This window comes from Bradyrhizobium sp. sBnM-33, from assembly GCF_032917945.1.
GTDB lineage: Bacteria > Pseudomonadota > Alphaproteobacteria > Rhizobiales > Xanthobacteraceae > Bradyrhizobium.
The window spans coordinates 8,946,191-8,972,885 of sequence record NZ_CP136624.1; the positions used below are offsets into that span (position 1 = coordinate 8,946,191).

21 protein-coding genes are annotated in these 26,695 nt (G+C 61.5%); 12 read left to right on the forward strand and 9 right to left on the reverse strand.

From position 1 onward, the window contains the following. Positions 1–160: 160 nt before the first annotated feature. Genes RX328_RS42145 through RX328_RS42155 form a run of 3 tightly spaced genes read left to right on the forward strand, consistent with a single transcriptional unit; the run spans position 161 to position 3,261 of the window. Positions 161–1,228, forward strand: a complete 1,068-nt coding sequence (locus RX328_RS42145) for an acyl-CoA dehydrogenase family protein (RefSeq protein ID WP_213251273.1) — start codon at positions 161–163, stop codon at positions 1,226–1,228. A gap of 32 nt (positions 1,229–1,260) precedes the next feature. Next, entirely contained in the window at positions 1,261–2,421 is a 1,161-nt protein-coding gene (locus tag RX328_RS42150; protein ID WP_213251274.1) for an acyl-CoA dehydrogenase family protein, read from the forward strand. Between the two features lie 39 nt (positions 2,422–2,460). After that, entirely contained in the window at positions 2,461–3,261 is an 801-nt protein-coding gene (locus tag RX328_RS42155) for an enoyl-CoA hydratase/isomerase family protein (RefSeq protein WP_213251275.1), read from the forward strand. A gap of 276 nt (positions 3,262–3,537) precedes the next feature. Here the strand turns inward: RX328_RS42155 and RX328_RS42160 are convergent, their stop codons facing one another. The 3 genes from RX328_RS42160 to RX328_RS42170 form a co-directional block, all read right to left on the reverse strand. After that, positions 3,538–4,302, reverse strand: a complete 765-nt coding sequence (locus RX328_RS42160) for a hypothetical protein (protein WP_213251276.1) — start codon at positions 4,300–4,302, stop codon at positions 3,538–3,540. Between the two features lies 1 nt (position 4,303). Further along, positions 4,304–5,098: an enoyl-CoA hydratase gene (locus RX328_RS42165; RefSeq protein ID WP_213251277.1), complete on the reverse strand. Its 795-nt coding sequence runs from the start codon at positions 5,096–5,098 to the stop codon at positions 4,304–4,306. Positions 5,099–5,253: 155 nt separating this feature from the next. Beyond that, a complete protein-coding gene (locus tag RX328_RS42170) occupies positions 5,254–6,420 on the reverse strand; it encodes an ABC transporter substrate-binding protein (RefSeq protein ID WP_249726324.1) in 1,167 nt (388 codons plus the stop codon). 479 nt (positions 6,421–6,899) lie between these two features. Between RX328_RS42170 and RX328_RS42175 the strand changes: the two genes are divergently transcribed. Both RX328_RS42175 and RX328_RS42180 read left to right on the forward strand, forming a co-directional pair. Continuing rightward, a complete protein-coding gene (locus RX328_RS42175; RefSeq protein WP_213251327.1) occupies positions 6,900–7,691 on the forward strand; it encodes a thermonuclease family protein in 792 nt (263 codons plus the stop codon). Between the two features lie 49 nt (positions 7,692–7,740). Next, positions 7,741–9,279, forward strand: coding sequence for a M48 family metalloprotease (locus RX328_RS42180; RefSeq protein ID WP_213251279.1), 1,539 nt, complete (start codon positions 7,741–7,743; stop codon positions 9,277–9,279). An 85-nt stretch (positions 9,280–9,364) separates the two neighbouring features. Here the strand turns inward: RX328_RS42180 and RX328_RS42185 are convergent, their stop codons facing one another. The 6 genes from RX328_RS42185 to RX328_RS42210 all read right to left on the reverse strand — a co-directional run bounded on the left by RX328_RS42185 (position 9,365) and on the right by RX328_RS42210 (position 17,217). Then, positions 9,365–9,715, reverse strand: a complete 351-nt coding sequence (locus tag RX328_RS42185) for a hypothetical protein (protein WP_249726311.1) — start codon at positions 9,713–9,715, stop codon at positions 9,365–9,367. A 366-nt stretch (positions 9,716–10,081) separates the two neighbouring features. Continuing rightward, positions 10,082–10,867 (reverse strand): CarD family transcriptional regulator, encoded by a 786-nt coding sequence (locus tag RX328_RS42190; RefSeq protein WP_249726312.1) that lies wholly within the window; start codon positions 10,865–10,867, stop codon positions 10,082–10,084. A gap of 414 nt (positions 10,868–11,281) precedes the next feature. Continuing rightward, complete coding sequence (gene fdxA, locus RX328_RS42195; protein ID WP_057857493.1) at positions 11,282–11,620, reverse strand: ferredoxin FdxA; 339 nt, start codon at positions 11,618–11,620, stop codon at positions 11,282–11,284. 124 nt (positions 11,621–11,744) lie between these two features. Then, positions 11,745–12,014: an RNA-binding S4 domain-containing protein gene (locus RX328_RS42200; protein ID WP_213251281.1), complete on the reverse strand. Its 270-nt coding sequence runs from the start codon at positions 12,012–12,014 to the stop codon at positions 11,745–11,747. A 12-nt stretch (positions 12,015–12,026) separates the two neighbouring features. Beyond that, positions 12,027–15,491 carry a helicase-related protein gene (locus RX328_RS42205; protein ID WP_213251282.1) on the reverse strand — a complete coding sequence of 1,155 codons (3,465 nt, stop codon included), beginning with the start codon at positions 15,489–15,491 and terminating at the stop codon, positions 12,027–12,029. 820 nt (positions 15,492–16,311) lie between these two features. Continuing rightward, positions 16,312–17,217: a DUF3108 domain-containing protein gene (locus tag RX328_RS42210; protein ID WP_213251283.1), complete on the reverse strand. Its 906-nt coding sequence runs from the start codon at positions 17,215–17,217 to the stop codon at positions 16,312–16,314. A gap of 426 nt (positions 17,218–17,643) precedes the next feature. Between RX328_RS42210 and rpmB the strand changes: the two genes are divergently transcribed. The 7 genes from rpmB to RX328_RS42245 all read left to right on the forward strand — a co-directional run bounded on the left by rpmB (position 17,644) and on the right by RX328_RS42245 (position 26,629). Further along, positions 17,644–17,952 (forward strand): 50S ribosomal protein L28, encoded by a 309-nt coding sequence (gene rpmB, locus RX328_RS42215; RefSeq protein ID WP_213251284.1) that lies wholly within the window; start codon positions 17,644–17,646, stop codon positions 17,950–17,952. A 159-nt stretch (positions 17,953–18,111) separates the two neighbouring features. Continuing rightward, positions 18,112–19,017, forward strand: a complete 906-nt coding sequence (locus RX328_RS42220) for a hypothetical protein (RefSeq protein WP_213251285.1) — start codon at positions 18,112–18,114, stop codon at positions 19,015–19,017. Between the two features lie 611 nt (positions 19,018–19,628). Continuing rightward, positions 19,629–21,524: a hypothetical protein gene (locus tag RX328_RS42225; protein ID WP_409410775.1), complete on the forward strand. Its 1,896-nt coding sequence runs from the start codon at positions 19,629–19,631 to the stop codon at positions 21,522–21,524. Between the two features lie 174 nt (positions 21,525–21,698). Beyond that, the gene (locus tag RX328_RS42230) at positions 21,699–22,103 is read left to right on the forward strand and encodes a hypothetical protein (RefSeq protein WP_213251287.1); all 405 of its coding nucleotides are present in this window, start codon (positions 21,699–21,701) and stop codon (positions 22,101–22,103) included. A 197-nt stretch (positions 22,104–22,300) separates the two neighbouring features. Next, on the forward strand, positions 22,301–22,852 hold the full coding sequence (locus tag RX328_RS42235; protein ID WP_213251288.1) for a hypothetical protein: 552 nt from the start codon (positions 22,301–22,303) through the stop codon (positions 22,850–22,852). Positions 22,853–22,990: 138 nt separating this feature from the next. Further along, positions 22,991–24,277 (forward strand): T6SS phospholipase effector Tle1-like catalytic domain-containing protein, encoded by a 1,287-nt coding sequence (locus tag RX328_RS42240; protein WP_213251289.1) that lies wholly within the window; start codon positions 22,991–22,993, stop codon positions 24,275–24,277. Between the two features lie 1,224 nt (positions 24,278–25,501). Further along, the gene (locus RX328_RS42245; protein ID WP_213251290.1) at positions 25,502–26,629 is read left to right on the forward strand and encodes a DUF2336 domain-containing protein; all 1,128 of its coding nucleotides are present in this window, start codon (positions 25,502–25,504) and stop codon (positions 26,627–26,629) included. The last annotated feature ends 66 nt before the right edge of the window (positions 26,630–26,695 follow it).

The following is a 26,695-nucleotide window of genomic DNA, read 5'->3' on the forward strand; positions in this document are numbered from 1 at the left end:
TTCTCTGCCTGATGATCTTCATGCCGCCGCCTCATGCGGCCCTGCGGACAGCGCTTGTCACGGCTATGGCTTTTGCCCATCATTAAGCGCAAGAAAAGACCGCACCCGGGGCTTTGGCACGACGCGCCAAGGCCGGTGCCAATCGATTTCGGGGAACGCTGTGGCGGAGAGTGACAACATCGTTGCCGAGACCGCGGAGAAAATCTTCGCCGATCTTGCCGACGCCCAAACCATCAATCGCGACAAAAAGGACGAATGGAAAGCCCCGCTCTGGCAGGCGCTGACCGACGCCGGCCTGCCGCTCGCCTGGGTAAGCGAGGATTGCGGCGGCTCGGGCGCAAGCCTCGCCGAAGGTTTCAGCGTCTTGAGCGCCGCCGGGCGCTTTGCGGTCGCAGTGCCGCTTGCGGAGACCATGCTGGCCGGCTGGCTATTGGCCCAAGCCAAGATCGCTTCGCCAGGTGGCGAGATGACAGTAGTGCCCGCAAGTCCGAGGGACCGGATTACCGTCAATGCCGACGGCACCCTCTCGGGGAGGGCGCGCGGCGTGCCGTTTGCCAAGGTTGCAAAACACTTTGCGGTGCTCGCCAGCGATGCGAGGGGCGATCTCTCCATCGCACTGGTCGATGCCGGCAAATGCCGGATCGAGAGCGGGCTCAATCTCGGCGGCGACCCTTCTGATGTCGTGACGCTGGACAAGGTGCAGCCGGTCGCGATCAAGCCCGCGCCGAAAGGTTTTGACCAGGCCCGGCTGATGCTGATGGGCGGCGTCGCGCGATCCCTGCAGATCGCCGGCGCGCTGGAATCGATGCTGGAAATCTCCGTGCGCTATTCCAACGAGCGCGTCGCCTTCGAGAAGAAGATTTCGAAATTTCAGGCGGTGCAGCACAATCTGGCGCGGCTCGCCGGGGAGTCGGCGGCCGCACTTGCCGCGGCGACCTCGGCCGCGGACGCCATCGCCAACGCAACGGCCTTCAACGATGAAGTTTTTCTCGAAGCGGTGGCGGCAAAAATCCGCTGCGCGGAAGCGGCGGAGAAGGGCGGCGCGATCGCCCATCAGGTGCACGGCGCGATCGGCTTCACCATCGAGCACATCCTGCACCGCTATTCGCTGCGAGCGCTGGCATGGCGCGACGATTTCGGCTCCGACAGTTATTGGGCGGTCGAACTCGGCAAGCTCGTGGCGCAAAGAGGCGCCGATGAGTTGTGGCCGCTGGTGGCCTCACGCTGAGTCATCTCGATTTGCCTGCATAGAGAACAACAATGACCGCAGCCCTCCGTTTCGATCCGATCCGCCTGCCGCCCGAGTGCGAGCAGTTGCGCAAGGAAGTCCGCGCCTTTCTTGCCGAAGAAATCGCCGCCGGCACCTTCGATCCGCACCAGCCGAACCGCGAAGACACCGACGTGCCGGAATTCTCCCGGAAGGTCGGCGCGCGCGGCTGGCTCGGCATGACCTGGCCGAAGAAATATGGCGGCCACGAGCGCTCGTTCCTCGAGCGCTATGTCGTGACCGAGGAAATGCGCGTGGCGAACGCGCCGACGCGGCGCTTCTTCGTCGCCGACCGCCAGAGCGGCCCGGTGCTTTTGAAATACGCACCCGAGCACATCAAGATGGAGATCCTGCCGCGCATCTGCCGCGGCGAGATCTGCTTTGCGATCGGCATGAGCGAGCCCAATTCCGGCTCCGATCTGTTCGCGGCGAAGACGCGTGCAACAAAAACAGACGGCGGCTATCTGATCAACGGCACCAAGATCTGGACCTCCTCGGCCCATATCGCCGACTACATGATCGCGATTTTTCGGACATCACCGCCGACGAAAGAGAACCGCCGCCACGGCCTGACGCAGTTTCTGGTCAAGATGAAGCAGCCGGGCATCCAGGTGAACCCGATCGGCCAGATCACCGGGCAGTATGAATTCAACGAGGTGGTGTTCACCGACCATTTCATTCCCGACGATCACGTGCTCGGCGAGATCGACGGCGCCTGGAAACAGGCGACGAGCGAGCTCGCCTATGAACGTTCAGGCCCTGAACGCTTCCTCGAAACCTATTACGTGCTGACCGAACTGGTCCGTGCCGTCGGTAATAACCCGGATATCCGCAGCGCCGAAGGCATCGGCCGTTTGGTAGCACAGGTGCACACCATGCGGCGCATGTCGGTGTCGGTCGCGGGCATGCTGCAGGCCGGCAAGGAGCCGGTGGTCGAGGCCTCTATCGTCAAGGACATCGGCACCATCTGGGAGCAGCAATTGCCGCATCGCGTGCGTGAGCTCGCCGCCTTTGTCGAGGAGACAGCCACCAACCGCGAGACGCTGGAAAAGCAGCTCGACTTCGCCATCAAGACCGCACCCAAGCTGACGATCCAGGGCGGTACCACCGAAGTGCTGCGCGGCATCATCGCCCGCGGGCTTGGTCTGCGCTAGCGCGCGGGCTGGTCTTCGCTAGTTCAAGAAGGAAACCGCATGAGCAAATACACTGATATCGGCGTCGAGAAGCACGGCCATGTCGGCCTGATCGAAATCCGAAAACCCCCGCTGAACTTCTTCGACGTCTCGCTGATCAACCAGATCGCGGATGCGCTGGAGGAGTTCGACAACGACATCGAAATCCGCGCTTCGGTGCTCGCAGCGCAAGGCAAGGCGTTCTGCGCCGGTGCCGATTTTTCCGATCCGAAGCGGCAGGAGCAGGAAGCGAGCGCGCAGAATGATCCGGCCGCCAATCTGCCGATCAACCATCTCTACGTGCAGGCCGTGCGCATCTTCCGCAATAAGAAGCCAATCGTCGCCGCCGTCCACGGCGCGGCCATCGGCGGCGGGCTCGGACTAGCGGTTTCCGCCGACTTCCGCGTCACCTGCCCAGAGGCACGCTTCGCCGCCAACTTTACCAAACTCGGTTTTCATCCGGGTTTTGGCCTGACTACAACGCTTCCCGAACTGGTCGGCAGGAACAACGCAGAACTTATCTTCTATACCAGCCGCCGCATCACCGGCGAGGAAGCCACGCGCATGGGCCTCGCCAATATCTGCGTGCCGCAAGATCAGGTGCGCGCTGAAGCGATGAAGCTCGCAGCAGAGATCGCCGAATGCTCCCCGCTCGGCCTGATCTCGACCCGCGCCACCATGCGCGCCGGCCTCGCCGACCGCGTCATGGCCGCCACCAACCACGAACTCGCCGAGCAGACCAAACTGCGCGCGACGGAGGATTTCAAGGAAGGCGTCAAGGCGACCGCAGAGCGCCGCGTGGCGAACTTCAAGGGAAGGTAACCGCGGCGTCCCGACCTTCAGCCAAGAACACCAGCGGCAGGGTTCCCTCCCCCTTGCGGGGGAGGGTTAGGGAGAGGGGTGCCACTTGCTCGACTGCTGATGGATAGCGAGCGAGCGACTGCAAGGGTTTTCGTGACAGGCACAGATTGCTTGGCACGAGTTCGCGCGGCCTCTTCCGAATGAATATGTCGCGTACCCCTCCCCCAACCCTCCCCCGCAAGGGGGGAGGGAGCCTTACTTGTGTGCTCACCTAACGATGAATTGTGCCACACGCGCTCACGCCACCAGCTTGAACGTCACCCCGCAAAGATCGAACCCGTCGCCCGCGACCTTGCAGCCCCTCGCCTTGGCGGCATCGCGCACCTTGGTCATATTGGCGAGCTTGAACGTCAACCCGCTCATCAAATCGCTTCCGCCGCTGACGAAACGGAAGCTCGCATTGGGCAATTTCAACACCGGTTCGCCGCCCGCCCCCTTGCCAACGGGGACTTCCAAAATCTTCCCCCAGTGCTCAGCGAGCCCCAGCGGATCCGGGCTCTGCATCTCGACTTCCGTCAGCGCCAGCGTCACATCCTTGCGAATCGCCTTCTGCCAATCCGGTCCCGCTGGCGGATAAGGCCCCAGCACGTCGTCGCTGCCGTCGGTGTGATTGAACTCGATAAAGGCGGCGCGGCAGTCGCGCGGGTGCAGTTGCACGCCGTGATAGGGCGCGTGCGTGATCACGTTCGCGGTCCGCACGCCGATGGCGTTGGCGTGCTTGCCGCGCGCGTCGGGATCATCGCAGCAGAAGATCGCCATGTAGCCGCCGCGGCCGCCGGTCTTGTCGAGGAAACGTCCCGCCGCGGTGCCTGGCTGGGTCGGCGCCACCACCTCGAGCAAAATGGTGTCAACCGGCAGCAGTGCGTTCTCCAGTCCGTACTTGGCGACATTGCCGTCGCGGTAACAGACGTTAAGGCCCATGATTTCGGAGATGTCCGAGATCGCCGGCTCCAGATGCGGTGCCACCAGGCATATCTGGCGCAGCCTGAGATACTCGGCCATCTCAATGGCCCTGAAACACGGGCTTGCGCTTTTCGACAAACGCCTTCGCCGCTTCCTTGTGATCGGCGGTATCGCCTGCGCGCGAGTGGTGGATCGCTTCGGCGTCAAAACAGGCTTCCAGCGACATCGTCTCGGCATTGTTGATGTTGCGTTTGATGTAGCCGAGCGTCACCGACGGTCCCTGCGCCAGCGACATCGCTAGATCGTGTGCCTCGGCGTCAATCTCGGCGTCCGGCACCACTTTCGTCACCATGCCAAGATTGTAGGCCTCCTGCGCCGACAGCACCGGCGACATCAGATAAAGCTCACGTGCCTTGGCGCTGCCGAGCATCTGTGTCAGGAAATACGTGCCGCCGTAATCGCCCGATAAACCGACCTTGGCGAAAGCCGTGGTGATCTTGCAGGAGGCGCTGGCGATGCGCATATCGCAGGACAGCGCGATCGAAAGGCCGGCGCCGGCGGCGGCGCCATCGAGTTGCGCCACCACGGGCTTCGGCATCTGGTGCAGGATGCGCGACACTTCCATGCCACGGCGCAGATTCGCCATCTTGGCCTCGAAACCGAGTGGCGCCCGGCCTTCCGCCATCGACTTGACGTCGCCGCCGACGCAGAACGTACCGCCTGCGCCCTTGATCAGCACCGCGCGCACCTCGTGATCATCAGCCGCGCGCCGCGCCGCCTCCACCAGCCCGCGCGTCATGTCCGGATTGAGTGCATTGCGCCGGTCGGGGCGGTTCATGGTGATGGTGAGCAAGCCCTGTTCGAATTTTTGGAGGACCATTTCGTTTGCGCTCATGGGTGGTGCTTTCGTTTTTGTTGGTTGAAGTGAAATTCCGGCCTCACCCCGTCATTGCGAGGAGCAAAGCGACGAAGCAATCCATTTCTCCACTTGCGGCGCTATGGATTGCTTCGCTTCGCTCGCAATGACGAGGAGGCAGCAGCGCCTCTAATTTACTTTTTCACCAGCGGACAGCGCGAGGCTTCCAGCGGCTGGAACGCCTCGTTGCCGGGGATCGTCGCCAGCAGCTTGTAGTAATCCCAGCGCGCCTTCGATTCGGACGGCTTCTTGACCTCGAACAGATACATGTCGTGCACCATGCGGCCGTCGTCGCGGATCTTGCCGTTCCTGGCGAACATGTCGTTGACCGGCGTCTCCTTCATCACCTTCATCACCGCGGCGGCATCCGTGGTGCCCGCGGCCTTCACGGCTTTCAGGTAGTGAAGGACGGAAGAGTAGACGCTGGCCTGCGCCGCGGTCGGCGGCCGCTTGACGCGCTCCATGAAGCGCTTTGAGAACGCGCGGGTGTCGTCGTTGAGGTCCCAATAGAAGGCTTCGGCAAGCAACAACCCTTGCGCCGTCTGCAGCCCGACGCTGTCGATGTCGGTGACGAAAGCAAGCAGCGGCGAAAGTTTCTGGCCGCCGCTCCTGGTCAGCCCGAATTCCGCCGCCTGCTTGATCGCGTTGATGGTGTCGCCGCCGGCATTGGCGAGGCCCACGACCTTTGCCTTCGAGCTCTGCGCCTGCAGCAGGAACGAGGAGAAGTCCGACGTATTGAGCGGATGCTTGACACTGCCGAGCACCTTGCCGCCGGCCTTCACCACCACATTGGTGGTGTCCCTTTCCAGGTCCTGGCCAAACGCATAATCGGCGGTGAGAAAGAACCAGGTCTCGAAGCCGCTTTTGACGGTGGCAAGGCCGGTGACGTTGGCCTGCGCAAAGGTGTCGTAGGAATAATGCACAGTGTAGGGGCCACAGGCCTCGTTGCTCAGCCGGATCGACGCTGGGCCGCTATACATCACGATCTTGTTGCGCGCTTTCGCGATCTCGCCGGCGGCGAGCGCCGTCGCAGAAGCAGCCACGTCGTACAGCATCTCGACGCCCTGGTTGTCGAGCATGTCGCGCGCGATGCTGGCGGCAAGGTCGGCCTTGTTGAGATGATCGGCCGCGAGGATCTCGACCTTGCGCCCCAGCACCTCGCCGCCAAAATCTTCCACCGCCATCTTCGCAGCGGTCTCCGAGCCCGGCCCGGTGATATCGGCATAGAGCCCCGACATGTCGAGAATGCCGCCGAGCTTGAGCGGCGGCTTGCTCTGCGCCAGCGCCGCCGTCGCCGACATTACCAGCACTGCGGCGACAATGGTTGCTGTTGCTCTCTTCACGGAGGCCTCCCTGTTCGCGCCGCATTGGCTTGCGGCTTTGAAATTTTCGGCGCGATCATGCCGCATGGAGTCATGAGCGGCAAGGCGGAGAGGAAGACGGAGTGCAAGCGCGATTTCCGCTAAGCGGAATGATCTTGTAGGATGGGTAGAGCGCAGCGAAACCCATCAATCTTTGTACGGCGACATGATGGGTATCGCTTCGCTCCACCCATCCTATGGCCTATCCATCCTACTGCACTACGCACCAAGAGGAGCGGCATCGGAATGTTCGTGTCCCGGACGCGGCGCAGCGTGTAACGCTGCTCCGCAGAGCCGGGACCAACGCCCCACATGCGCGATGCCGTTGACTTCCATTGCGTCTCCCCGCGTGGCAATCTCAGGTAGTATTGCTATCATTGATCGAGCATACAGGTACGAGCGGGACAGAGAGAACCGTTATGACCGGCCCGGCATTGCGTTACAGCGCTGCGCTCCCGGCGTGCGCCGCATTGTTTCTCGCGCTGGCGTCCGTCGCCGCACAGGCCGCTGCCGCCGACTGGGTGCTCGAGCGACAGGGCGAAGGGCGCGTGGCTGCCGTGGTCGACACGCGCGGCTTTCGCCTCGAGGACGGCCGCGAAGTGCGCCTCGCCGGCATCGAGCGCGCGGGAACCGACACGGCCAGCGGCAGAACCGCATTGTCCGCCATCATCACCGGCCGCGACGTGACCCTGCATGGCGAGGATGACACGCCGGATCGCTACGGCCGGCAGTCGGCCTTTGTGTTCGTGACCGGCTCGGAACAATCCGTGCAAAGCGAGCTGCTGCGCCGCGGCGAAGCGCTGGTTTCGAGCGCTATATCCGACAAAAATTGCGCTGCAGCGCTATCCGCCGCCGAAGGCGCGGCGAGAGATGCCAAATTGGGCATCTGGGCAAATTCGACGGCCATAAAAAACGCGGAAAGTCCGGGCGATATTCTGGCCGCGATTGGGCACTTTACGGTGGTCGAGGGCAGAGTACTGTCGGTTCGGCAGGCAGGGGCAATCACCTACCTGAATTTCGGGCGGAACTGGACACGGGACTTTGCTGCGACTATTTCAAGGCGCATCATACCGGCGCTCGAAAGCGCCGGCCTTGGACCTAAGTCGCTCGAAAATCGACGGATTCGTGTCCGCGGCGTCGTCTCGTCGCGGGGAGGACCACGGATTGAAGTGTTCCGGGTGGGGCAGATTGAGGTGTTGGGCGGGAAATAGTGCTTGATCCGAAGACTTGGCACCGGTTTTCGTTTGGATCATGCGCAAAATGAGGGGTGAGATCACCGATCCCGGTCGGATCGTGATCTTAGTGGCTGATTTGACGCATCGTGCACAACGGCGCGAAGGAAGCACGGGCCGCCGCCTTCTGGCTGCGCCGGCGCTGTTGTGCGCTGCGCTCACGCTGTCTTCCTGTGGAAACCTCGGCAAGATCGAGACGGCCGCCCCGACGGTGCCCGCGCCGAAGCCGAGCCGCACCGTCGCACAGACGCCGGCGAGCGAGCGCGAGCACGAGCGCATTCTGGCTTCCTATGGCGGCGCCTATGACGATCCGAAACTCGCAACCCTGATCGGCAAGACTGTCGACCGGCTGGTGGCGGCGTCCGACCGTCCGGACCAGGCCTACCGGGTGACCATCCTCAATTCCGGCGCAGTCAACGCTTTTGCGCTGCCGACCGGCCAGCTCTATGTGACGCGCGGGCTGGTGGCGCTCGCCAGCGACACCTCGGAACTGTCCTCCGTGCTGAGCCACGAGATGGCACATGTCATAGCAAAACACGCCTCGATCCGGGAGGACCAGGCGCGGCAGGCGGCGGTAGTGACGCGCGTCGTCACCGACATGAGCAACGATCCGGATCTGACCGCGCTGGCGCTGGCGAAAACCAAGCTGACGATGGCGAGCTTCTCGCGGCAGCAAGAATTCGAGGCCGACGGTATCGGCGTCGGCATTGCGGCCCGCGCCCGCTTCGATCCCTATGGCGCGGCGCGCTTCCTCGCCGCGATGGAGCGCAATGCGGCGCTGAAGGCCGGCAAAACCTCGCTCGACCCCCGCGCGCAGGACTTTCTGTCCTCGCATCCGGCAACGCCCGAGCGCGTGCAGAACGCGCAGGCCAGCGCCCGGCAATATACCTCGCCGCAGAGCGGCGAGCGCGACCGCGAGACCTATCTCGCCGCGATCGACAACATCGTCTACGGCGAAGATCCCAGCGAAGGCTTCGTGCGCGGGCGCCGCTTCCTGCACCCGAAACTCGGCTTTACCTTCCAAGCGCCCGAGACGTTCACGCTGGATAACACCGCGCAGGCCGTGATCGGCGTGCGCGAGGGCGGCACGCAGGCGATGCGCTTCGACGTGGTGCGCGTGCCGGCCGAACAGTCGCTGTCCGAATACCTCAATTCAGGCTGGATGGAAGGCGTCGACAAGGGCTCGACCGAAGACCTCATGATCAACGGTTTTCCGGTGGCTTCGGCCTCTGCGAATGGCGATCAGTGGCAGTTCAAGGTCTATGCGCTGCGCTACGGCAGCGACGTCTACCGCTTCATCTTCGCCGCCAAGCAGCGCAATACCGAAAGCGAGCGCAATGCGCGCGAGACCGTCAACTCGTTCCGCCGCCTGACGCTGGAAGAAATCCAGGCCGCGCGCCCCTTGCGCATCAAGGTCATCACCGTGCAGCCCGGCGACACCGTGGAATCGCTCTCCCACCGCATGACCGGCGTCGACCGCCCCGCCGAGCGCTTCCGCATCCTCAACGGCCTCGATCAGCACGCCCAGGTCAAGCCGCGCGATCGCGTGAAGATCGTGGTGGATTGAGGCGCGAAGCGCCTGAGTTAGCCGCAGCCCCGACAACAATGACGCGGAGAGAGCTGCGCTTCACCGAGAAGTTCGCGGTCTAGCTCTACTCCGGAATTGCACGCGCGCGCCAGCGCGACTCGAAGCTATCATCGTCATCCAGCATCCGCGCCTGCGCATCCATCGGCTCGCTACGTTTCTCCGCGGCGACGGCGATCGGTGCCGCGTCGGACACTTGCGCTGGTGCCGTGGCAGGCCATTTCAGCAATGATTTTGAAATCACGGTCTTGCCGGCGTACCAGCATTTGCGCCCGTCGATCAGGCGCCACGACCAATGCCCCTGCTGATTTGACGGCACCGCCGCACTGCAGTCCCTGACCTGTGCGGCCGGCGCGCTGACCGGAAGCAGCACGGCTACGACAACGGCGAGAAAGACTGACTGAACCTGCCCTTTCATCGAATCCCCCTTGCGGTAGATCTGGATGCGGGTGGGAGGTTCTTCCCCGATTCTGGTCACAAAAAGTCGAAAATTGGGCCACTTTCCGCGTAAGTGGCTGCAAATGCTATCCAATCCTGCCGCTGAGCTTCTCTCGTCAGCCGCGGACGTCCCTTCTCCCCTTGTGGGAGACGGTGGCGTAGGCGGGCGCGAAGCGGCAGCGAGACGGATGAGGGGGTCTGTCTCCGCGGAGAGAACCCCTCATCCGGCGCTTCGCGCCACCTTCTCCCACAAGGGGAGAAGGGAAACGACAACGCGTTGCGAGCGTTCGCAAAACAAAAAGCCCGGTCTCTCGACCGGGCTTTTCGTTTCAATCCTCGGATTCTTTCAGGCTGCTTCATCCGCCACGGCAGCGTCGTCGCCGTCGGCGTCGACATCGGCCTCGTCGGCCTCGGTGTCCGCTTCGGTGGCTTCGGCCTTGGCGCCGCGGCGCGGGCTCTTGGCGAGCTGGCTTTCGATTTCCTTGACCGCTTCGGTCTCCGTCGAATGCTGCACGACCGCGATTTCGCGCGACAGCCGATCGAGCGCTGCTTCATAGAGCTGGCGTTCGCTGTAGGACTGTTCGGGCTGCGATTCCGAACGGTAGAGGTCGCGGACCACCTCGGCGATCGCAACGATGTCGCCCGAATTGATCTTCGCTTCGTATTCCTGCGCCCGGCGCGACCACATCGTGCGTTTGACGCGCGCACGACCTTTCAGGGTTTCGAGGGCCTTCTTGACCAGCGCCGGCTCGGACAGCTTGCGCATGCCGACATTGGCGACCTTGGCGGTCGGCACGCGGAGCGTCATCTTGTCCTTCATGAAATTGATCACGAACAGCTCGAGCTTGGCGCCCGCAATCTCCTGCTCCTCGATGGCCAGGATCTGGCCGACGCCGTGAGCCGGATAGACCACGAATTCATTGGCCTTGAAGCCCTGACGCTGGGTCACGACCTTCTTCGGCTCCTCGACGCGCGGCGCGGCGGCGACCGGCTTGGCAGGGGCCTTCGGCGCGGCAGCTTTCGCCGGCGCAGCCTTCACGGGAGTCTTGACGGGATGCTTGGCAGCAACTTTCGGGGCAGAATTCTTCGAACCCGTCGCTTTCGCGGCGGTCTTGGCAGTCTTTTCTGGCATTGCGCTTCTTTTGTTCTTTGAGGACTTTGTGGCCGAAACCTTCTTGGCGTCCTTCATGGGCGCCTTGGCACGGCCTTTGGTTGCGCTGCGGCTGGCCGGAGCGGCTTTTTTCGTCGTCTTGGAAGCACTCTTTTTACGCGTTTTCTGTGACACAGCCTGCGCGCGGAACTGCCACGCCCCTGTTCGATGTTTTACGGAAACCCACCGGGGCCAAGGTTACGCATGGCCGGGATCGGCTTGTAATGTGCCCAATATAGCACATTTTCCGCGAAAATCAATGATTTACGCCGGGTTCCGGGCCCTTACGGGGCGGTTTCCGTCATAAGTACGCTAACAGGGTTAAATCCGACAGGCGCGTTCGGTTCAGATTGGGGCCGAAATCAGGCTCAACGAGCCCTCAACTTATCCACAGGCTTAATCGCCGCTACCGGGTTCCTTGGAAAAATATTTCTCGAACTTGCCCTCGACACCTTCGAATTCTTTCGCGTCCGGCGGCGCTTCCTTCTTCTGGGTGATGTTGGGCCAACTCTTGGCGTACTCGGTATTGACCTCGAGCCACTTCTCGAGGCCCGGCTCGGTGTCGGGCTTGATGGCGTCGGCGGGACACTCGGGTTCGCAGACGCCACAGTCGATGCATTCGTCGGGATGGATGACCAGCATGTTCTCGCCCTCGTAGAAGCAGTCGACGGGGCAGACCTCAACGCAGTCGGTATATTTGCACTTGATGCAGGCTTCAGTGACGACGTAAGTCATCCAACGCTCCGAAACGGACCAGTTTTCCGGGGTTTGCGTAGCGCATGCAGTGCGCTGCCGCAAGGGAAGCAGCGGGCCTGTAGCGGCCGTTTTTCAGGCGTCCCTGCGTGCTCTGCGCAGATAGTTATTGTTTGCCGATCTGCAAATCGACATAGAGCACGCGCGCCGCCGCAGCGTCGCCGCGCCGCTCGGAAAATCCCACCACTTTCAGGATGCGCACGGTGCGATCGAGCCCGATCGTCAAGACGTCGCCAACCTTCACCGAATGTCCCGGCGCCATTTCACGCACGCCGTTGATGCGGACGTGACCGGCCTCGACCAGGGCGGCAGCCGAGGTGCGGGCCTTCACCACCCGCGCATGCCACAGCCACTTATCGAGACGCTGCCGCTCCAAATATTTGCTCGACTATTCCTTGCGGTTGCCGGCGAGTTGCTCTTTCAGCGCCGCCAGCTTTGCGAACGGTGAATTTGGATCGACCGGCCGGTCGCGCTCGCGTGGGTTCGCGCTGGTCGCCCATTGACGGTGCGAGGGACCGCTCTCGCGCTTGTCGCGGCCGCCCTTGTCGCGGCCGCCGAAATCACGGCCGCCGCGCTCGCCCTTGTCGCGACCACCCTTGCGCTCGCCCTTGTTGCGATCGAACTTGTCGCGGCGCTCCTCGCGGTCGCGGCCCTTGCCCTCGAAACGCTCGCGCGGCGGACGATCCGGACGCGCTTCTGCCGCAGGCGCGCCTTCCGCGGCCGGCGCTGCCGTAGCATCGGCCGGTGCGCCCTCGCGCGGCTTTCTGAACTCGCCATGGCGTCGGCCGCGGCGATGACGCTGCTCGCGCGGCGCGCCCTCACCACCTTCGCCGCTTGCAGCTTGCGCGCCTTCGCCCGCGCGGTGATGGCGCTGACGGTTGCGGTCGTGGTGTGGGCGGCGTTCGTCGGAACGGCCGCCGGGCCGCCAGACTTCGACGAGTTGCGGCTCCGCCGGCGTTTCGGATTTCTCCTCCGGCTTGGCTTCAGTTTCAGGCTTGGCTTCAGTTTCAGCGCTGGCTTGAGCGGCTTCAGCAGGCGCTTCGGATTCACTGGGCGCTTCGCTCGCGGTTGCGGGCTCGGCCGCAGCTTCCGCGGCGCTGACCGCTTCTCCCGGTTCCTGCTCCGGAGGCGCGTCGAGAATCGCGGCTTCCGCCGGCGTGGTCTCGGCGGGCGCAGCTTCAGCCGCAGCAGTCGGCTCCTCACTGGCAGCAGGCGCCAGCGAGACCTCGGGCAGCAGCGACGCCGACGATACCGGTTCGCTCGACACCGGCACTTCGGCCGCGACTTCCTCCGCTGGCGTTTCCGTCGTGGTTTCGGCAGCAGCCTCGACCGGCGGTGTTTCGGCGGAGACCGTCTCGACAACAACCTCAGGCGCAGGCTTCGGTGGCAGCGGCGGGCGGCGATCCATGCGGTAGCCGAGCGCGCGCAGGATCGAGGCAAAATCTTCGCCGGCGGATCCCGTCAGCGAAGTCATCGCCTGCGTCACCACAAAGCCGCGGCCGTCGAACGCGCCGGCCGGCTTCTCGCCGGGCGACGTCTCGCGCCACGCCAAGGCGGGGCGAATGAGATCGGCGAGCCGCTCCAGAATATCGACGCGCACGGCGCGCTCGCCGCACTGGCGGTAGCCGAGCACGCGATAGGCATCGCGCGGCAGCGCCTTGTCGACCGGGAACGAGGTGCGCCCCGAGCTCGCCAGATGCTGTGCGCCCGACAGCGCCGACATATCGACGTTGTCCTGCTTCTCGGCCCACAGCAGCGAGGCCAGCGCGCGCGCCGCAGGCTTTAACAGCGCCGGGAAATAGATGTGATAGGCGCCGAACCGCACGCCGTACTTGCGCAGCGTCGCGCGCGAAGCCTGGTCGAGATCCTTCATCTCGCTGGCGATCTTGCTCCGCTCGAGCACGCCGAGCGCTTCGACGAGCTGGAACGCGATGCCGCGCGCAATGCCGGTGATGTCCTCGGCCTTGGACAGGCCGAACAGCGGCCCCAACAGCTTTTCGATATGCGTCTTCAGCCACAGATCGAGCCGCGCCTGCACGGCCTCGCGCGACGCGCCGGACAGCCGCTCGTCGGCAATGATGCGGATGCGCGGATGCAGCGCGTCGTCGGCGGCGACGAGCTTTGCCACCGCATCGCCAGTCCAGCGGATGGTGCCGTCGGAGGTCAGCACGAACTGGTCGTCGGGCGCGGCGCTAAGCTTGCCGGCACGCGCGTCGATCTCGCTCGCCAGTACCTGCTGGGCGGCGGCCTGCAGCGCTTTCGCATCCGAGCCGGCCTCCGCCGCATCGGGCGCGAAGGTAAATCCATCGAGCCGGCCGATCGCGTGGCCTTCCACAATCACTTCGCCGGTCTTGCCAATTTCCGTATTCAAAACTGAGTTCTCCCGCAGGCGGCGCATCAATACACTGGTCCGTCGGTCAACGAAACGCTCCGTAAGGCGTTCATGCAGCGCATCGGATAATTTATTTTCCACCTCACGGGTGATCCCCTGCCAGTGGTCGGGGTCGGACAGCCAGTCCGGCCGGTTGGCGACGAAGGTCCAGGTGCGGATTTGCGCAATCCGGCCCGACAGCGTGTCGATATCGCCGGTAACGTGGTCGGCCTGGTCGACCTGGGCGGCGAACCATGCGTCGGGTATCCGACCCTTCTGCATCAGGAACGCATAAAGCGTGGTCACGAGCTCGGCGTGGGCAGCGGGCGCGATCTTGCGGTAATCCGGGATCTGGCAGGCGTCCCACAGCCGTTCCACGGCTGATGCGCCGTGGGCCATCTCCCTCACCTCGCCATCGCGCGCCGCATGATCGAGCACGCGCAAATCTTCGGCAATCGGCGCGCGGGTCAGCGCGTCGTGGCCCGGCGGCAGCGCCAGCGACACCTGCAGCGCGCCGAGCGAGGAGAAATCAAGCTTCGAATTCCGCCATTGCAGCATTTTGACAGTATCGAACGTGTGGTTCTGCAGCGCGTTCACCAGTTCCGGCTCGAACGGTGCACAGCGGCCCGTGGTGCCGAAGGTGCCGTTGCGCGTCGCGCGCCCGGCGCGGCCCGCGATCTGCGCGAATTCGGCCGGATTGAGCCTGCGGAACTGATAGCCGTCATACTTGCGGTCGGAGGCGAACGCGACGTGATCGACGTCGAGGTTCAGCCCCATGCCCACAGCATCGGTGGCGACGAGATAATCGACGTCGCCGTTCTGGAACATCGCGACTTGCGCGTTCCTCGTGCGTGGGCTGAGCGAGCCGAGCACGACCGCCGCGCCGCCATGCTGGCGACGGATCAGCTCGGCGATCGCGTAGACCTCATCGGCCGAGAACGCGACGATCGCGGTGCGGCGCGGCTGGCGCGTGATCTTGCGGTCGCCGGCGAATTCAAGCTGCGAGAGCCTGGGGCGCGTGACGATGGAGGCGCCCGGCAGCAGCCGCTCGATGATCGGCCGCATGGTGGCCGCGCCCAAGAGCAGCGTCTCGTCGCGACCGCGGCGATGCAGGATGCGGTCGGTGAAGACATGCCCGCGCTCGAGATCGGCCGCGATCTGGATTTCGTCGACGGCCAGAAAACTCACGTCGAGGTCGCGCGGCATCGCTTCGACGGTGGAAACCCAGTAGCGCGGATTCTTCGGCTTGATCTTCTCTTCACCGGTGACGAGCGCGACGGCTTCGCTCCCCGCCCGAGCCGCGATCTTGTTGTAGACCTCGCGCGCCAGGAGCCGCAGCGGCAGGCCGATCACGCCCGACGAATGCCCCAGCATGCGCTCGATCGCCAGATGCGTCTTGCCGGTGTTGGTCGGCCCGAGCACGGCAGTAACGCCCGCGCCGCGCGCGCGTTCGGTTGTGAACGTAGAAGGAGAGAAAGCCATTCTGTGCAGGTGTTTCTTATTTAAGTGCGAGCGCTCACCCCGTCATTGCGAGCCAACGGGTCGGCGCAAAAGCGCCGCCCGATGATGAACTCCGCGAATCAATCCATAGCGCCACGTGTGGAGGTATGGATTGCTTCGTCGCTTCGCTCCTCGCAATGACGGAAAACGCGGAGTTTCTCTTTCGTTTGGCACCAGCTGCGCCGATTCTGTTTCACTTTGCGACGGTGATGCGGTCGCGGCTTAAGCTCTGGAACGAGTCTGGAACGAATCGCGTCCGAATCGCTGACTCCTCCCGGGACCCGATACGTTCACCGCAACATCTCGCGCTGAAGCGCACCCGGCGGCACTAGATCAAGTTTACAGCGGGTCCACAAGCGACGGTTTCGGGACTAATTTCTTAAAAAGAACGAGGCGACGGAGTCGAATCAGAAGCGGGGAAGAGTCAACATGATTCATGCTGCTACTCATGTCGCTTCACTGGCACCGGTGCCACCCACAAACGAAGCTATGTTCCCTCCCCCCTTGCGGGGGAGGGTTAGGGAGAGGGGTTTCACGGGCAGAGCTCGTTGTGTGGCTTACCCCTCTCCCCAGCCCTCCCCCGCAAGGGGGGAGGGAGCGATAGAGTCTTCGTCCCTCACTTAATCATCATCATCGCAACGTTCGGCCGGCTCTCTCCGCTCCCTCGCCCCGCTCTTCGCGGGGAGAGGGTCGGGGTGAGGGGCTGTCTCCGCGAGTCCCGCTGTGGAGACAGCCCCTCACCCGGATTGCTGCGCAATCCGACCTCTCCCCGCGAAGAGCGGGGCGAGGTGACTTCAAAGCCTCAATTCGTCTTCGCCACCCGTGGCGGCATCGCTGTCGTCACGAACGACGTCGCTTCCAGCATCGCCAGGCCAAACGGCGTCGGGATCGTCATGCGGAACGGAACCAGGACGCGCGTGCCGGCGATCGGCACGAAGGTGATCTCCATCTTTCGCTCGGCGGCGAGATATTTGATCACGGGGCGATCGGGGATGTAGCCCGCGACCGGGTTAAAATAGATCGCGCAGACCAGCGCCGGCCCGTGATAGCCCTTTTCGGCCTTCACCGTTTCCATGCGCTTGTAGTCAAGCTTGAGATCGTAGCGCAGGCGGCCATCAAAGATCCCCGCGCCGGTGCGGCAGGAATCCGGCGCCAGCACCTCGCCATTACCAGGCACGCGCAGCATCGAGCCGGTCATGGGATCGAGCACGCTTTTGCGGTGCGCGTCGGTGACGACGATTCTATCAGGATCGACCGGCGGCACCGGGTCGATCGAAAAATCCTTCACATTGCCATTGGCCAGCACGAGGCGGATGGTCTCGGATTTCTTCTGCGTGGTGGTGGTCGCGGTATAGGCGTTCGCCACCAGCGCACCGTTGATGACGCGGCCCTGGCTGGCGCCGGAGCCGGCGCCGCCGGAAAACGCCTTCAACAGGCCGGCGGTGCCGCCTTGCGCGGAGGCCGAGAACACGTCGTCGCCGATTTCGATGGTCCAGCTTCCCTTGCCGACGGGGATGCCCGCCAGCGTCGCCTCATAATGCGCATCCAGCCGCCCCTGCGCGGAAGCGGCCTGCGGCGCGAGTAAGCCCCAGGCGGCGGCGCACAGGCCGATGGCGAGGCCGAGCCTTATGGAGAGGGTTTGGCGCGAAACGGCGCATCTGGCAGTCACGAATGGAAAATCCCGGGATCGGCGCGAGCTGATGTTCATTTAGGCAAAAATATCCGGCAAACAACGCGGGTCGCGAAACCACGCTTCCTAGGGACCTTTCATCGCCGCCCGCGGCTCGCGGGAAGCCAAAGTCTTTCTTAAGCGAAAGCCATGATGTCGGCGCGGATTGCGCCCTTTATATGATGGCTTAAGTGGCTGGAACCCCTTAGAAACGGGCCGATTTCGCGGGGCGCGACATAGCGTTTTCAAGCGAAGTGGATTTCCGGTTCGCGTGAAGAAAACGCGTCAACAATATCAGAGGCTTGGAACCCCGGCACGGGGCTTCCAAGCTCCGAAGAACCTTGACCGCGTGGCCGTCTCCCCCTATACGTCCGCGGTTCCTGGAAATGGACGCGATTTTGGACCCCCGCGGGCGCCTGCGAGAAGCGGCTCGGCTATGGCGGGGATGGAAGAGGATTTTTCGAAATGTCCCGGCGCTGCGAACTGACGGCCAAGGGCCCCCAAGTGGGCCACAAGGTGAGCCACTCGAACATCAAGACCAAGCGGCGCTTCCTGCCGAACCTAGTCAACGTCACCTTCATCTCGGACGCGCTCGCCCGCAACGTGCGCCTGCGCGTCTCGACCAATGCGCTGAAGAGCGTCGACCACAATGGCGGCCTCGATAAGTATTTGTTGAAGGCCAAGGCCGACGTGCTCTCCCCCCGCGCGCTCGATCTGAAGCGCGCGATCGAGAAGAAGGTCGGCAAGCCCGCGTTCGTGAAGAAGGCGAGCTGAGCGAAGCTTAAATCGGCGGATCGGAGTTTGAAACGGCCGGGTCGGAAGACCCGGTCGTTTTTGTTGCTGTGCGGGTTTCCGCCATTAGACGCTCGGCTCGGTTGAGTCCTTCTAGTGATTTATACGAAGCTTTCACATCGGGTCGGGGGGGAAGATCGCGTGGTCAGTGCGATTCAGGTTTGGAATCCGGATGAGTGGGAAGCATTCGCGCTCAGCCTGTTGCAGAATAGGCATGGTGTCCTGAACGTTCACAAAATTCCTGCCGCTCATAAAGGCGATTTTGGAATAGATTATTACTGCACATCGGAGGCTGTCGCTTACCAGTGCTACGCCGTTGTCGAGCCTATCGACATCTCTACTCGAGCTGAGCGGCAAAAAAGGAAGATCACGATAGACACCGGAAAGTTCGTTAAGAACGAAAACGAAATCAAAAAACTTTTCTTGGGAAAGGGGGTAAAGCATTGGCGCCTGCTCGTGCCATTGCACGATAGCAAAGAAGTAAATCTTCACTGCGCAGATAAAACCCTACAAATACGGATGTTGAGCTGCGCCCATTTAGACAACGAATTTGACGTTGGGATCGACGATCAGAAGTCTTTCGCACCGAGTGCCATTGCCGCGGGCATGACCGCCCTCACCCAAGTCGCGTTGGAAATTTCCGCTCCAACTCCGGCAGAATTGAGTAAGTGGCAAGCTGGTTCAACTGACCTTCTAGAAAACGCAAGGCGCAAGCTCGTGAAGCGCACAGGTCCAAAGGGGCTTGAAGAAGCTGTCGCAGAGGCGATGAATTGCTTGCTCCAAGGGAATTCTGCCCTTGATGCCTTACGTTCAAACGCTCCTGATTTACACGAGAAAGTCATCGGCGCCGTCTCGACTCGCGTCCGTCGGTTGAGTCTCGCCGGTTCGCAAGGTGGGCCAACTCCGAATTTGATATTAAATACTGAAATCGATCATCTGAATGCAGCGATCAAGGCAGCCGCTCCCAAGCTGGCAGATGATCTCGTCGAACAAATCGCCCTCGGATCGGTTTCCGATTGGATCATGAGATGCCCCCTGGATTTTTAATCTGATGACGCCTGACAACTCATTTAGAAGTCTGCTGGATACCCCGTTCTCATTCAAGGCGCGGCCGGAACCAGTCGCGGGAGACTTGAGGATGGCTTGGGGAGTATCAATCTTGTTGCTGAGCTTGCTTTACAGTCGCGGAAAAAAGGGAAGCTTTCAAAAACTTCAGTTCTTGGCTCACGCCGTAAGAATAGCTGAGGGACGCGAGGATGTACGTGCGCTACTGCAGGGAAAGCTTCGCGCCGCCGATGTATCTGTACGAGTCGAGCCTTGGCTTAACAGGGCCGTATCTTATGCTCACGCACTTAGTTTGTCTCTGTCGACAAGGGCAAGTCTGTCTCGTTAACAGACAGGGGCATAAGAGCTGCTTCTACAATCAAAACTGTTGACGCTCTTTCCGAAGAGCGCACATTCCTTCACGACGTCGCACCAAAGCTTACCGAGAACCTCCTGAGCAGGATTTGGCGAATGGAGGAATTGGTATGACACTCCGTCTTAGACATTTGCGACTACGTGCCCAGACATCCGCAGGGCCGTACGGAACCGATATCACCTTCGGGTCAGGTTTGACGGTCATTTGGGCTGATAACACAAGGGGCAAGTCAACCTGCATGCAGGGAATGCTCTACGCGCTTGGCATGGAGCGTATGCTTAGCCCTCGACGGGAGATACCGCTTCCGCATGCAATGACAAGCTTCATTGAAACAGACAATAAGGAAAGGCACGCTGTTCTTGAATCCGCCGTGTCACTTGAGATCGAGAACGACGAAGGTCAAATTGTTACCGTCCACCGTCCTGTCAGATCTAAGATTGACAACCGCCTGATCAATGTCGAGTTCGGGCCGACATTAACGACTGGCAGTGCACAAGTATCTCGCAAGAGCTTTTTCGTCAGCGACCCTGGCGCAGCTACTCGCGAGGATGGCTTCCATTACTTCTTGGAACAATTTCTTGGTTGGGAGCTGCCGACTGTCAAACGGTATGACGCGCCCGATGGCAAACTTTACCTAGAGACGATCTTCCCTCTGTTTTGGGTAGAACAGAAAGTTGGTTGGTCGTCTATCCCAGCGGCCATACCAACGTATTTGCGCATTCGGGAGGTGCATAAGCGAGCTGTAGAATTCATAATGGACCTCGACGTCCCCCGGCTAGAACTCCGCCGCCAACAGGTAATGGATGACTTAGCGGCAAACGCCCGTGAATGGCGCCTCCGTCTTGATGAGATAGAAAGAGTTGTTCGCCGCAGTGGAGGTAGAATCGAAGGAATATCGTCGAAGCCCACTGCGATAACACTCGACTTGGACCAAGCCCGTTTGTTCATCGCTGAGAGCAACGATTGGGTGCCCCTGGGCAACCTGCTCACTAACTTTCGGGCGCGGGTAGGAATTCTTTTGGAAGGTCCCCTCCCCGAAGTTGGAACAGCAGCCGAACAGCTCCGTCTGAAGTTAGAGCAACTAACGCATCGCACAGAACTTCTCAACGCCGAGCGCTTGCGTAGCTACAGTTCAAAGCAAATCAAGGATGCAGATATTGCCTCCTTAAAACGGCGCATAAAATCGCTCGAAGAAGACCTTCAGAAGAATCAAGACGTACAAAAGCTTCAGCGATTCTCAGGCTCCACCGTTGATCTTACACCAGATCGATGCCCGACCTGTGAGCAAGCATTGATGGACACGCTACTAACCCAAGAGATACTGACCGCTGTAATGCCGATCGAAGACAATATCGAGTATCTTCGATCACAGCTAGCGATGTTCCGTGACGTTCTTGTCCGAGAGGAAGAAGCATTAGCCGAGCTGACTCAGACTGTCGCCGTCGCCGATCGAGAGCTGATAGATCTATACGCGCAAATTCGGACCTTACGAACCGACTTAGTATCGCCTAACAGTTCTCCTTCTGCCGCTGTAGTCGAGGAGCGAGTCCGATTAGAGATTCGCGTTCGAGAATTGGAAGAACTCCAAGCTGCCGTCGACGACTTAATCGCCCAACTGAGAACCCTCTCCGAGAGTTATGCAAAGCTTTTAGCGGAACAAGCTTCGCTGCCAGCCGACAAAATGAGCGTACATGATCGGCGCAAACTTAAAAAATTGACCTCGATTGTTTGTGACCAAGCTAAGCAGTTTGGTTTCAGTACTTTTGATCCGGACGAAGTCACCATTTCCGATGATACCTATCGGCCACAAAAGGAAGGATTTGAAATTGGGTTTGAGACTTCGGCGAGTGACGCCATTCGGCTTAAGTGGGCGTATCAACTTGGCCTGCTCGAACTAGGGATAATTGAATCAACTAATCATCCGGGACTCTTGGTATTTGATGAACCAAGGCAACAGTCATCCGCGAAGGTGAGTTTTGAGCGCCTGCTCAAGCGAGCGTCGGCCGCGAAGCAGAGTAATCGTCAAGTGATATTCTCAACCAGCGAAGACCTGTCAAACCTTGAACGCATTCTACAGGACCTAGACTGCAATCAACGGATATTCCCAGGCTATATGATACAACCGCTAAGCTGAAACTCTGCTGGGCAGCGGCACCAAGCGAAGGTAGAACGACATCGAAGCCCGTCGCGTTGCTGCGGGCCCTATATCAACGCAACCATCGGTTTCGACCGGCCAAGCTAGGCATCGGGCGCTCGCCAAAGAGCCTGATGCGCATGTTCGGCTCCGATGCTTAAAGGGAGAAGACGGATGGATGCATTTGAGCAGGTCGTCGCTGAAATTCTTTGGATAGAAGGATACTGGGTGCGCACCTCGGTGAAAATAGAACTGACCAAGAATGAGAAAAAGACGATTGGCCGTCCCTCATCCCCGCGTTGGGAGTTAGATATCGTTGCATATAGTGGTCGCGACAACGTATTGCGCGTTGTTGAGTGTAAGAGCTACCTGGATTCGCTGGGCGTGCAAGCTCAGGGGTTTGATCCAGAATCGAAGAACGCCACTCGTTATAAGCTATTCAATGATGATGTTCTCCGCGAGACCGTATTTGGTCGGCTTGCTCAGCAGTTTACTGCCGCAGGTCTCTGCCGCCCGTCGCCCGAAATTAAGCTGTGTCTGGCGTGTGGAAAGATCAATGAGAAGGGTCGGCAAGCATAAGAATGCACTTCAATCGAAAAGTTTGGGAATTGTGGGACGAAACTTGGCTAAGGCCACGCCTCGAACTTATGGCAGAAAGGGGTTACGAAAACCAAACCTCCGCTGTCGTAGCAAAGCTGCTGTTAAGGGGCACACTTTCGAAAAATTCGACCTCTGACGTCTCCGGACACGCCCAGTGCACATAGCAGGAGGCGGCGATGTCAAGCGATACCGAAGCGGAGATTCGAGTTTATACATATATCGGCCTCTGCCTGCTATGTATTCAACAGGCCGAAAGGTTGCTGCAAAAATCTATCGACACGGTCCTCGATAATCCTGACATAAGGCTTCTCGAACAAACTGAACTCGAACGAAAACAGACTTTGGGGAATTTTCTCCGAAGGCTTCGAAGGCGCGTTAGACTTGAGCCTGACGTAAGGGACAGACTTTATAAGTTCCTCGATATGAGGAACAAGTTCGTGCACGAATTGTCGGACATTCCAGGCTTCGATCTACGAACGGAAGACGGCCGACAGCTAGCTATGGAATTCATTATCGAACTCACTTTCCTAGCACTTTCGACGACGATCCTGTTTGCGACTCTATATAGTGTATGGGCAAAAGATACATACAACGAAGAGTTCTTTGAGGTAGAAGGGACCGAGGCCAAGCAATTGCTCGCGATGTTTGAAGAGCGTTTTGGCACGACAGCTCGAACAATTCTCGCTGGCAGGTCTTCGAAAGCCACTAGTAAACGAAAAGGCGCCTAGATCGGAGCAGTTTTGAAGAGGTCAGGGCATCGAGATGATGCCATCAAACTCCCGTTTGGGGACACCGATTAAAGCAATAGCCTCAATTCGCGCTCCACGATATTCTCGCCCAGGTAGCCCCTGCCCCGCGAGTCCCCCATGCGTAACATCATCATCTGCTGCGACGGCACCGGCAACGAGATTTCCGAGAACATCTCCAATGTGCTCAAGCTGTATCGCTGCCTGCGCAAGACGGAGAAGACCGAGCCGCGGCAGATGGTGTTTTATGATCCCGGCGTCGGCACGCTGGAGCGGCCGGACGCCTGGCACAGGCTGAAGCAGGATTTCAACGCCATCCTCGGCCTCCTCACCGGCTATGGGCTCGATGACAACGTGCTCGCGGCCTATTGCTTCCTGGTCCACCATTATCGCGAAGGCGACCAGATCTACCTGTTCGGCTTTTCCCGCGGCGCCTATACCGTGCGGGTGCTGGCGGGGCTGGTGCACAAGATTGGATTGATCTCGCCCGAGCAGGTCAATCTCGCAGGCAGCGGCCTGATCGCGTACAAGCAGTTCTCCTCGGATGAAGCGCCGAAGCTGCGGGCCGAGGCGAAGCTGCTCAGCGATGCCGGCGACGCGCAAGGGCCGCTGCCGCAGACCGCGTTCGACAACGCCGCGCAATTCGCGCGCATCACCTCGGCGCGCTGGCCGACGATCCGCTTCGTCGGCGTCTGGGATACGGTCGCGAGCGTGATCGTGCCGCGGGCCGATCGGTTCTATTGGCCGAGTCTCGAGGAGCTCGCGTTCACCACTGCGAACCCGAGCGTGCGGACGTTCCGGCAGGCGATCTCGATCGACGAGCGGCGCGCCATGTTCCGCCTCAAGAAGTGGGACGACCCGCAGACCTTCCGGCACAACCGCTTCAACGACATCAACGCCGAGCCGCAGGATATTTTGCAGGTGTGGTTCGCCGGCGTGCATGCCGATATCGGCGGCGGCTATCCGGAAAAGGAAAGCGGGATTTCAAAATATCCGCTGCTCTGGATGATCGACGAGGCGACAAAATGCGGGGTTCGCGTCAACCAGGCCACCGTCAACCAGCTCGCCTGGGGCATCCAGCGCAAGGGCAGCCCGTTCTCCTATGTCGCGCCTGACGTGCGCGGCGAGCTGCACGAGTCGCTGCGCGGCGCGTGGTGGCTGCTCGAATATCTGCCGAAGCGCGCGAAGTACAGGGAATGGCCGGCGCGGCAGACGCATTTCGGCTACTACATCCCCGACGCCGAGCCGCGGCTGATCCCCGACGGCGCCGTGATCCACGAATCCGCGCTGATGCGCATGGACGCGCTGCCGAGCTATCGGCCGGTGAACCTGCCGAAGCAGTACGAGAAATTCCCGATGCCCGTGCCGCCGGCGCATGCGAGCGCGGAAGAGGTCGTGGCGGAATAACGCTCGCTCTCTCCACCCGCCATTGCGAGCGAACAGTCTTCAATCGTCATTGGTGAGGCCTGACATCTGTGATCCCGTGTGTGACTGCCCGACGGGCAAATCACTTCGTCGCGCGAAAACCTGTCCAGCCCTTGGCGGAAAAATATTCCGCTTCGCGCCAGACCCAAATCAATCCTACAACTCCTCGCATCCCGCCTCATCGAAGAGGGGCGTACGCGTCGTCACGATACGTGGAGTGCGGGGAGCGGTGGACGCGGAAGCGATCGCGCGCGCGAGGCGTTGCAGGGCGGCCGAAAGGCCGTGAGCAATTAATCAGCGCAGGACGAGCGGCGCATTCGCGTACGGCAAAACCGTGTGGTCCTGGCGCCCGTGGCTGGCGTCAAGCTTTGCGGAGGCGACCGCCGCCCAACCGGGCCGGCGACGCCAGCAAATTCGCGAAGCGATGGAGGCAAAAGGAATTCGTCTCCAGGGAGAGCACGGCATAAGCCGTAAAACCACTGCGCAGGGAATGCCGGCGTGCCCCGGCTGTACCTGTATGCTCGTGTGCGCAACTCCTAGCGCTATTTGCACACGAGACCGCGGGTGCAGCAAGCACCTGGCATTCCCTGCGCCCTCTCGATTGATGGGCGTGAACGAAATGCAACGCTCGGGCGAAACAAGCCGCGAGAACGCGGCGGTGTGTCTTCCCCCTCTCCCGCTTGCGGGTCGAGACGAGCAGAGCTCGCTCTGAGAGGGTCGGGGTGGGGGTGCCTCCACATAATGACTCGTCGAAGGGAAAGAGATCCACGCTGAATGGGAATCGTAGGACGAGAAGAGCGGAAGCTTCTCCCTGCTGCAAAACTCAACGCGTTATGCGGAGGCACCCCCACCCCTGCCCTCCCCCGCAAGCGGGAGAGGGGGCGCACCTGTCGTGGACGAGCATCAATGATCGAATCGATGGGCCGAAGCGTGAAGCGCGCATGCCATCGCCGCACGGGCGGTGAGCTCCCTCCCCCCTTGCGGGGGAGGGTTGGGGAGAGGGGTAGCCACACGGCGCGCTCGTTATGCGGAGGCACCCCCACCCCGGCCCTCCCCCGCAAGCGGGAGAGGGAGAAGAAAGCCCGCCCCACCCTGCCGCCGCATTCCCGCCGCCGCGGAACCCAAATGGTTTACGAATCGTTCAACTCTGCTCCCTATCCTCACCTATCTGCTGCCAGAACCGGCTTGAAACGCTCAGGACGAGCGATGTTGGAACGATCGATCACCGAGGAGGTCGAGGCGGCCATCGAGGCCGGCTCGGCGGAAAAACATCTGGATGCGCTGAAGCAGGTCAGCGACCTGTTTCTGCTGTCCGCCGACGGCTATTCCGGCGAGCAGATCGAGCTGTTCGGCGACGTGCTGGAACGGCTGATCCGCACCATCGAGCTGCGCGCGCTGGCCGATGTCTCCGCGCGCATTGCGCTCGCCGAATTGAGCACGCAGCTCGCTTCCGTCAAGCAGGCGCCGGCGGCCGTGATCCGACGGCTCGCGCACAATGACGAGATTACGATCGCGCGTCCGGTGCTGGCCGAATCGGCGCGGCTGACGGCGGACGATCTGGTGGAGTTGGCCGAGATCAAGGGCGAGCAGCATCTGCTGGCGATCTCCGGACGCTGGTGGCTGACCGAGATCGTCACCGATGCGCTGCTCAAGCGGCATTATCCTTCCGTCAGCCGGCGCCTCGTCACCAATCCAGGCGCGCGGATGTCGGCGGCGGGCTACGCGATCGTGCTGAAGCAGGCGGAGAGCGATCCTGATTTGGCGGTCGAGACCGGCATCCGCATCGACCTGCCGGCCGAGCAGCGCCGGCAATTGCTGCAGAGCGCGACTGAAGCCGTGCGCACGCGGCTGCTGTCGCGCGCACCGCCGCATCTGTTCGAGGAAATCCGCAACGCGATCGCCGCCGCGGCCGGCGGCGCCGGCCGCGAAATGTCGCGCGCGCGCGATTTCACCATGGCGCGCCGCTTCGTTGCAGCGCTCGCCAAGCACGGCAAGCTGAACGAGCCGGCGCTATTGGCATTTGCGAGAGAGCGGAAATACGCCGAGACGGTTGCGGCGCTCGCCGAACTGTCCGGAACGAGCGTCGAGGTGATCCGCCCGGTGATGCAGAGCCTGCGCGATGACGGCGTGCTGATCCCCTGCCGGGTCGCCGGATTGAGCTGGGACACCGTCGCCGCCGTGCTCGAAAGCCGCTTCGCCTCCGGCTCGATGGGCCGGCATGAACTGGCGAAAGCGAGAGAGCAATACGCCAAGCTGACGGTCGAAAACGCGCGCCGCCTGCTGCGGTTCTGGCAGGTCCGCCCCGTCGACGCGGCGCCGAAGCCGCCGCGCTAAAAGGGTCATGGTGAACGGGAGAGCGCGCCGCATACTTCCCTTCTCCCCTTGTGGGAGAAGGTGGCG

What these genes read in the sequence shown, in the direction of transcription:
- RX328_RS42150 (WP_213251274.1), top strand. Translation starts at nt 1,261, where the DNA reads ATGACCGCAGCCCTCCGTTTCGATCCGATCCGCCTGCCGCCCGAGTGC.
- RX328_RS42155 (WP_213251275.1), top strand. Translation starts at nt 2,461, where the DNA reads ATGAGCAAATACACTGATATCGGCGTCGAGAAGCACGGCCATGTCGGC.
- RX328_RS42160 (WP_213251276.1), bottom strand. Translation starts at nt 4,302, where the DNA reads ATGGCCGAGTATCTCAGGCTGCGCCAGATATGCCTGGTGGCACCGCAT.
- RX328_RS42165 (WP_213251277.1), bottom strand. Translation starts at nt 5,098, where the DNA reads ATGAGCGCAAACGAAATGGTCCTCCAAAAATTCGAACAGGGCTTGCTC.
- RX328_RS42170 (WP_249726324.1), bottom strand. Translation starts at nt 6,420, where the DNA reads ATGTCGGCGACGGCGGCGCTGGCGCAGAGCAAGCCGCCGCTCAAGCTC.
- RX328_RS42175 (WP_213251327.1), top strand. Translation starts at nt 6,900, where the DNA reads ATGACCGGCCCGGCATTGCGTTACAGCGCTGCGCTCCCGGCGTGCGCC.
- RX328_RS42180 (WP_213251279.1), top strand. Translation starts at nt 7,741, where the DNA reads ATGAGGGGTGAGATCACCGATCCCGGTCGGATCGTGATCTTAGTGGCT.
- RX328_RS42185 (WP_249726311.1), bottom strand. Translation starts at nt 9,715, where the DNA reads ATGAAAGGGCAGGTTCAGTCAGTCTTTCTCGCCGTTGTCGTAGCCGTG.
- RX328_RS42190 (WP_249726312.1), bottom strand. Translation starts at nt 10,867, where the DNA reads ATGCCAGAAAAGACTGCCAAGACCGCCGCGAAAGCGACGGGTTCGAAG.
- fdxA (WP_057857493.1), bottom strand. Translation starts at nt 11,620, where the DNA reads ATGACTTACGTCGTCACTGAAGCCTGCATCAAGTGCAAATATACCGAC.
- RX328_RS42205 (WP_213251282.1), bottom strand. Translation starts at nt 15,491, where the DNA reads ATGGCTTTCTCTCCTTCTACGTTCACAACCGAACGCGCGCGCGGCGCG.
- RX328_RS42210 (WP_213251283.1), bottom strand. Translation starts at nt 17,217, where the DNA reads ATGAACATCAGCTCGCGCCGATCCCGGGATTTTCCATTCGTGACTGCC.
- rpmB (WP_213251284.1), top strand. Translation starts at nt 17,644, where the DNA reads ATGTCCCGGCGCTGCGAACTGACGGCCAAGGGCCCCCAAGTGGGCCAC.
- RX328_RS42225 (WP_409410775.1), top strand. Translation starts at nt 19,629, where the DNA reads ATGCAGGGAATGCTCTACGCGCTTGGCATGGAGCGTATGCTTAGCCCT.
- RX328_RS42230 (WP_213251287.1), top strand. Translation starts at nt 21,699, where the DNA reads ATGGATGCATTTGAGCAGGTCGTCGCTGAAATTCTTTGGATAGAAGGA.
- RX328_RS42235 (WP_213251288.1), top strand. Translation starts at nt 22,301, where the DNA reads ATGTCAAGCGATACCGAAGCGGAGATTCGAGTTTATACATATATCGGC.
- RX328_RS42240 (WP_213251289.1), top strand. Translation starts at nt 22,991, where the DNA reads ATGCGTAACATCATCATCTGCTGCGACGGCACCGGCAACGAGATTTCC.
- RX328_RS42245 (WP_213251290.1), top strand. Translation starts at nt 25,502, where the DNA reads ATGTTGGAACGATCGATCACCGAGGAGGTCGAGGCGGCCATCGAGGCC.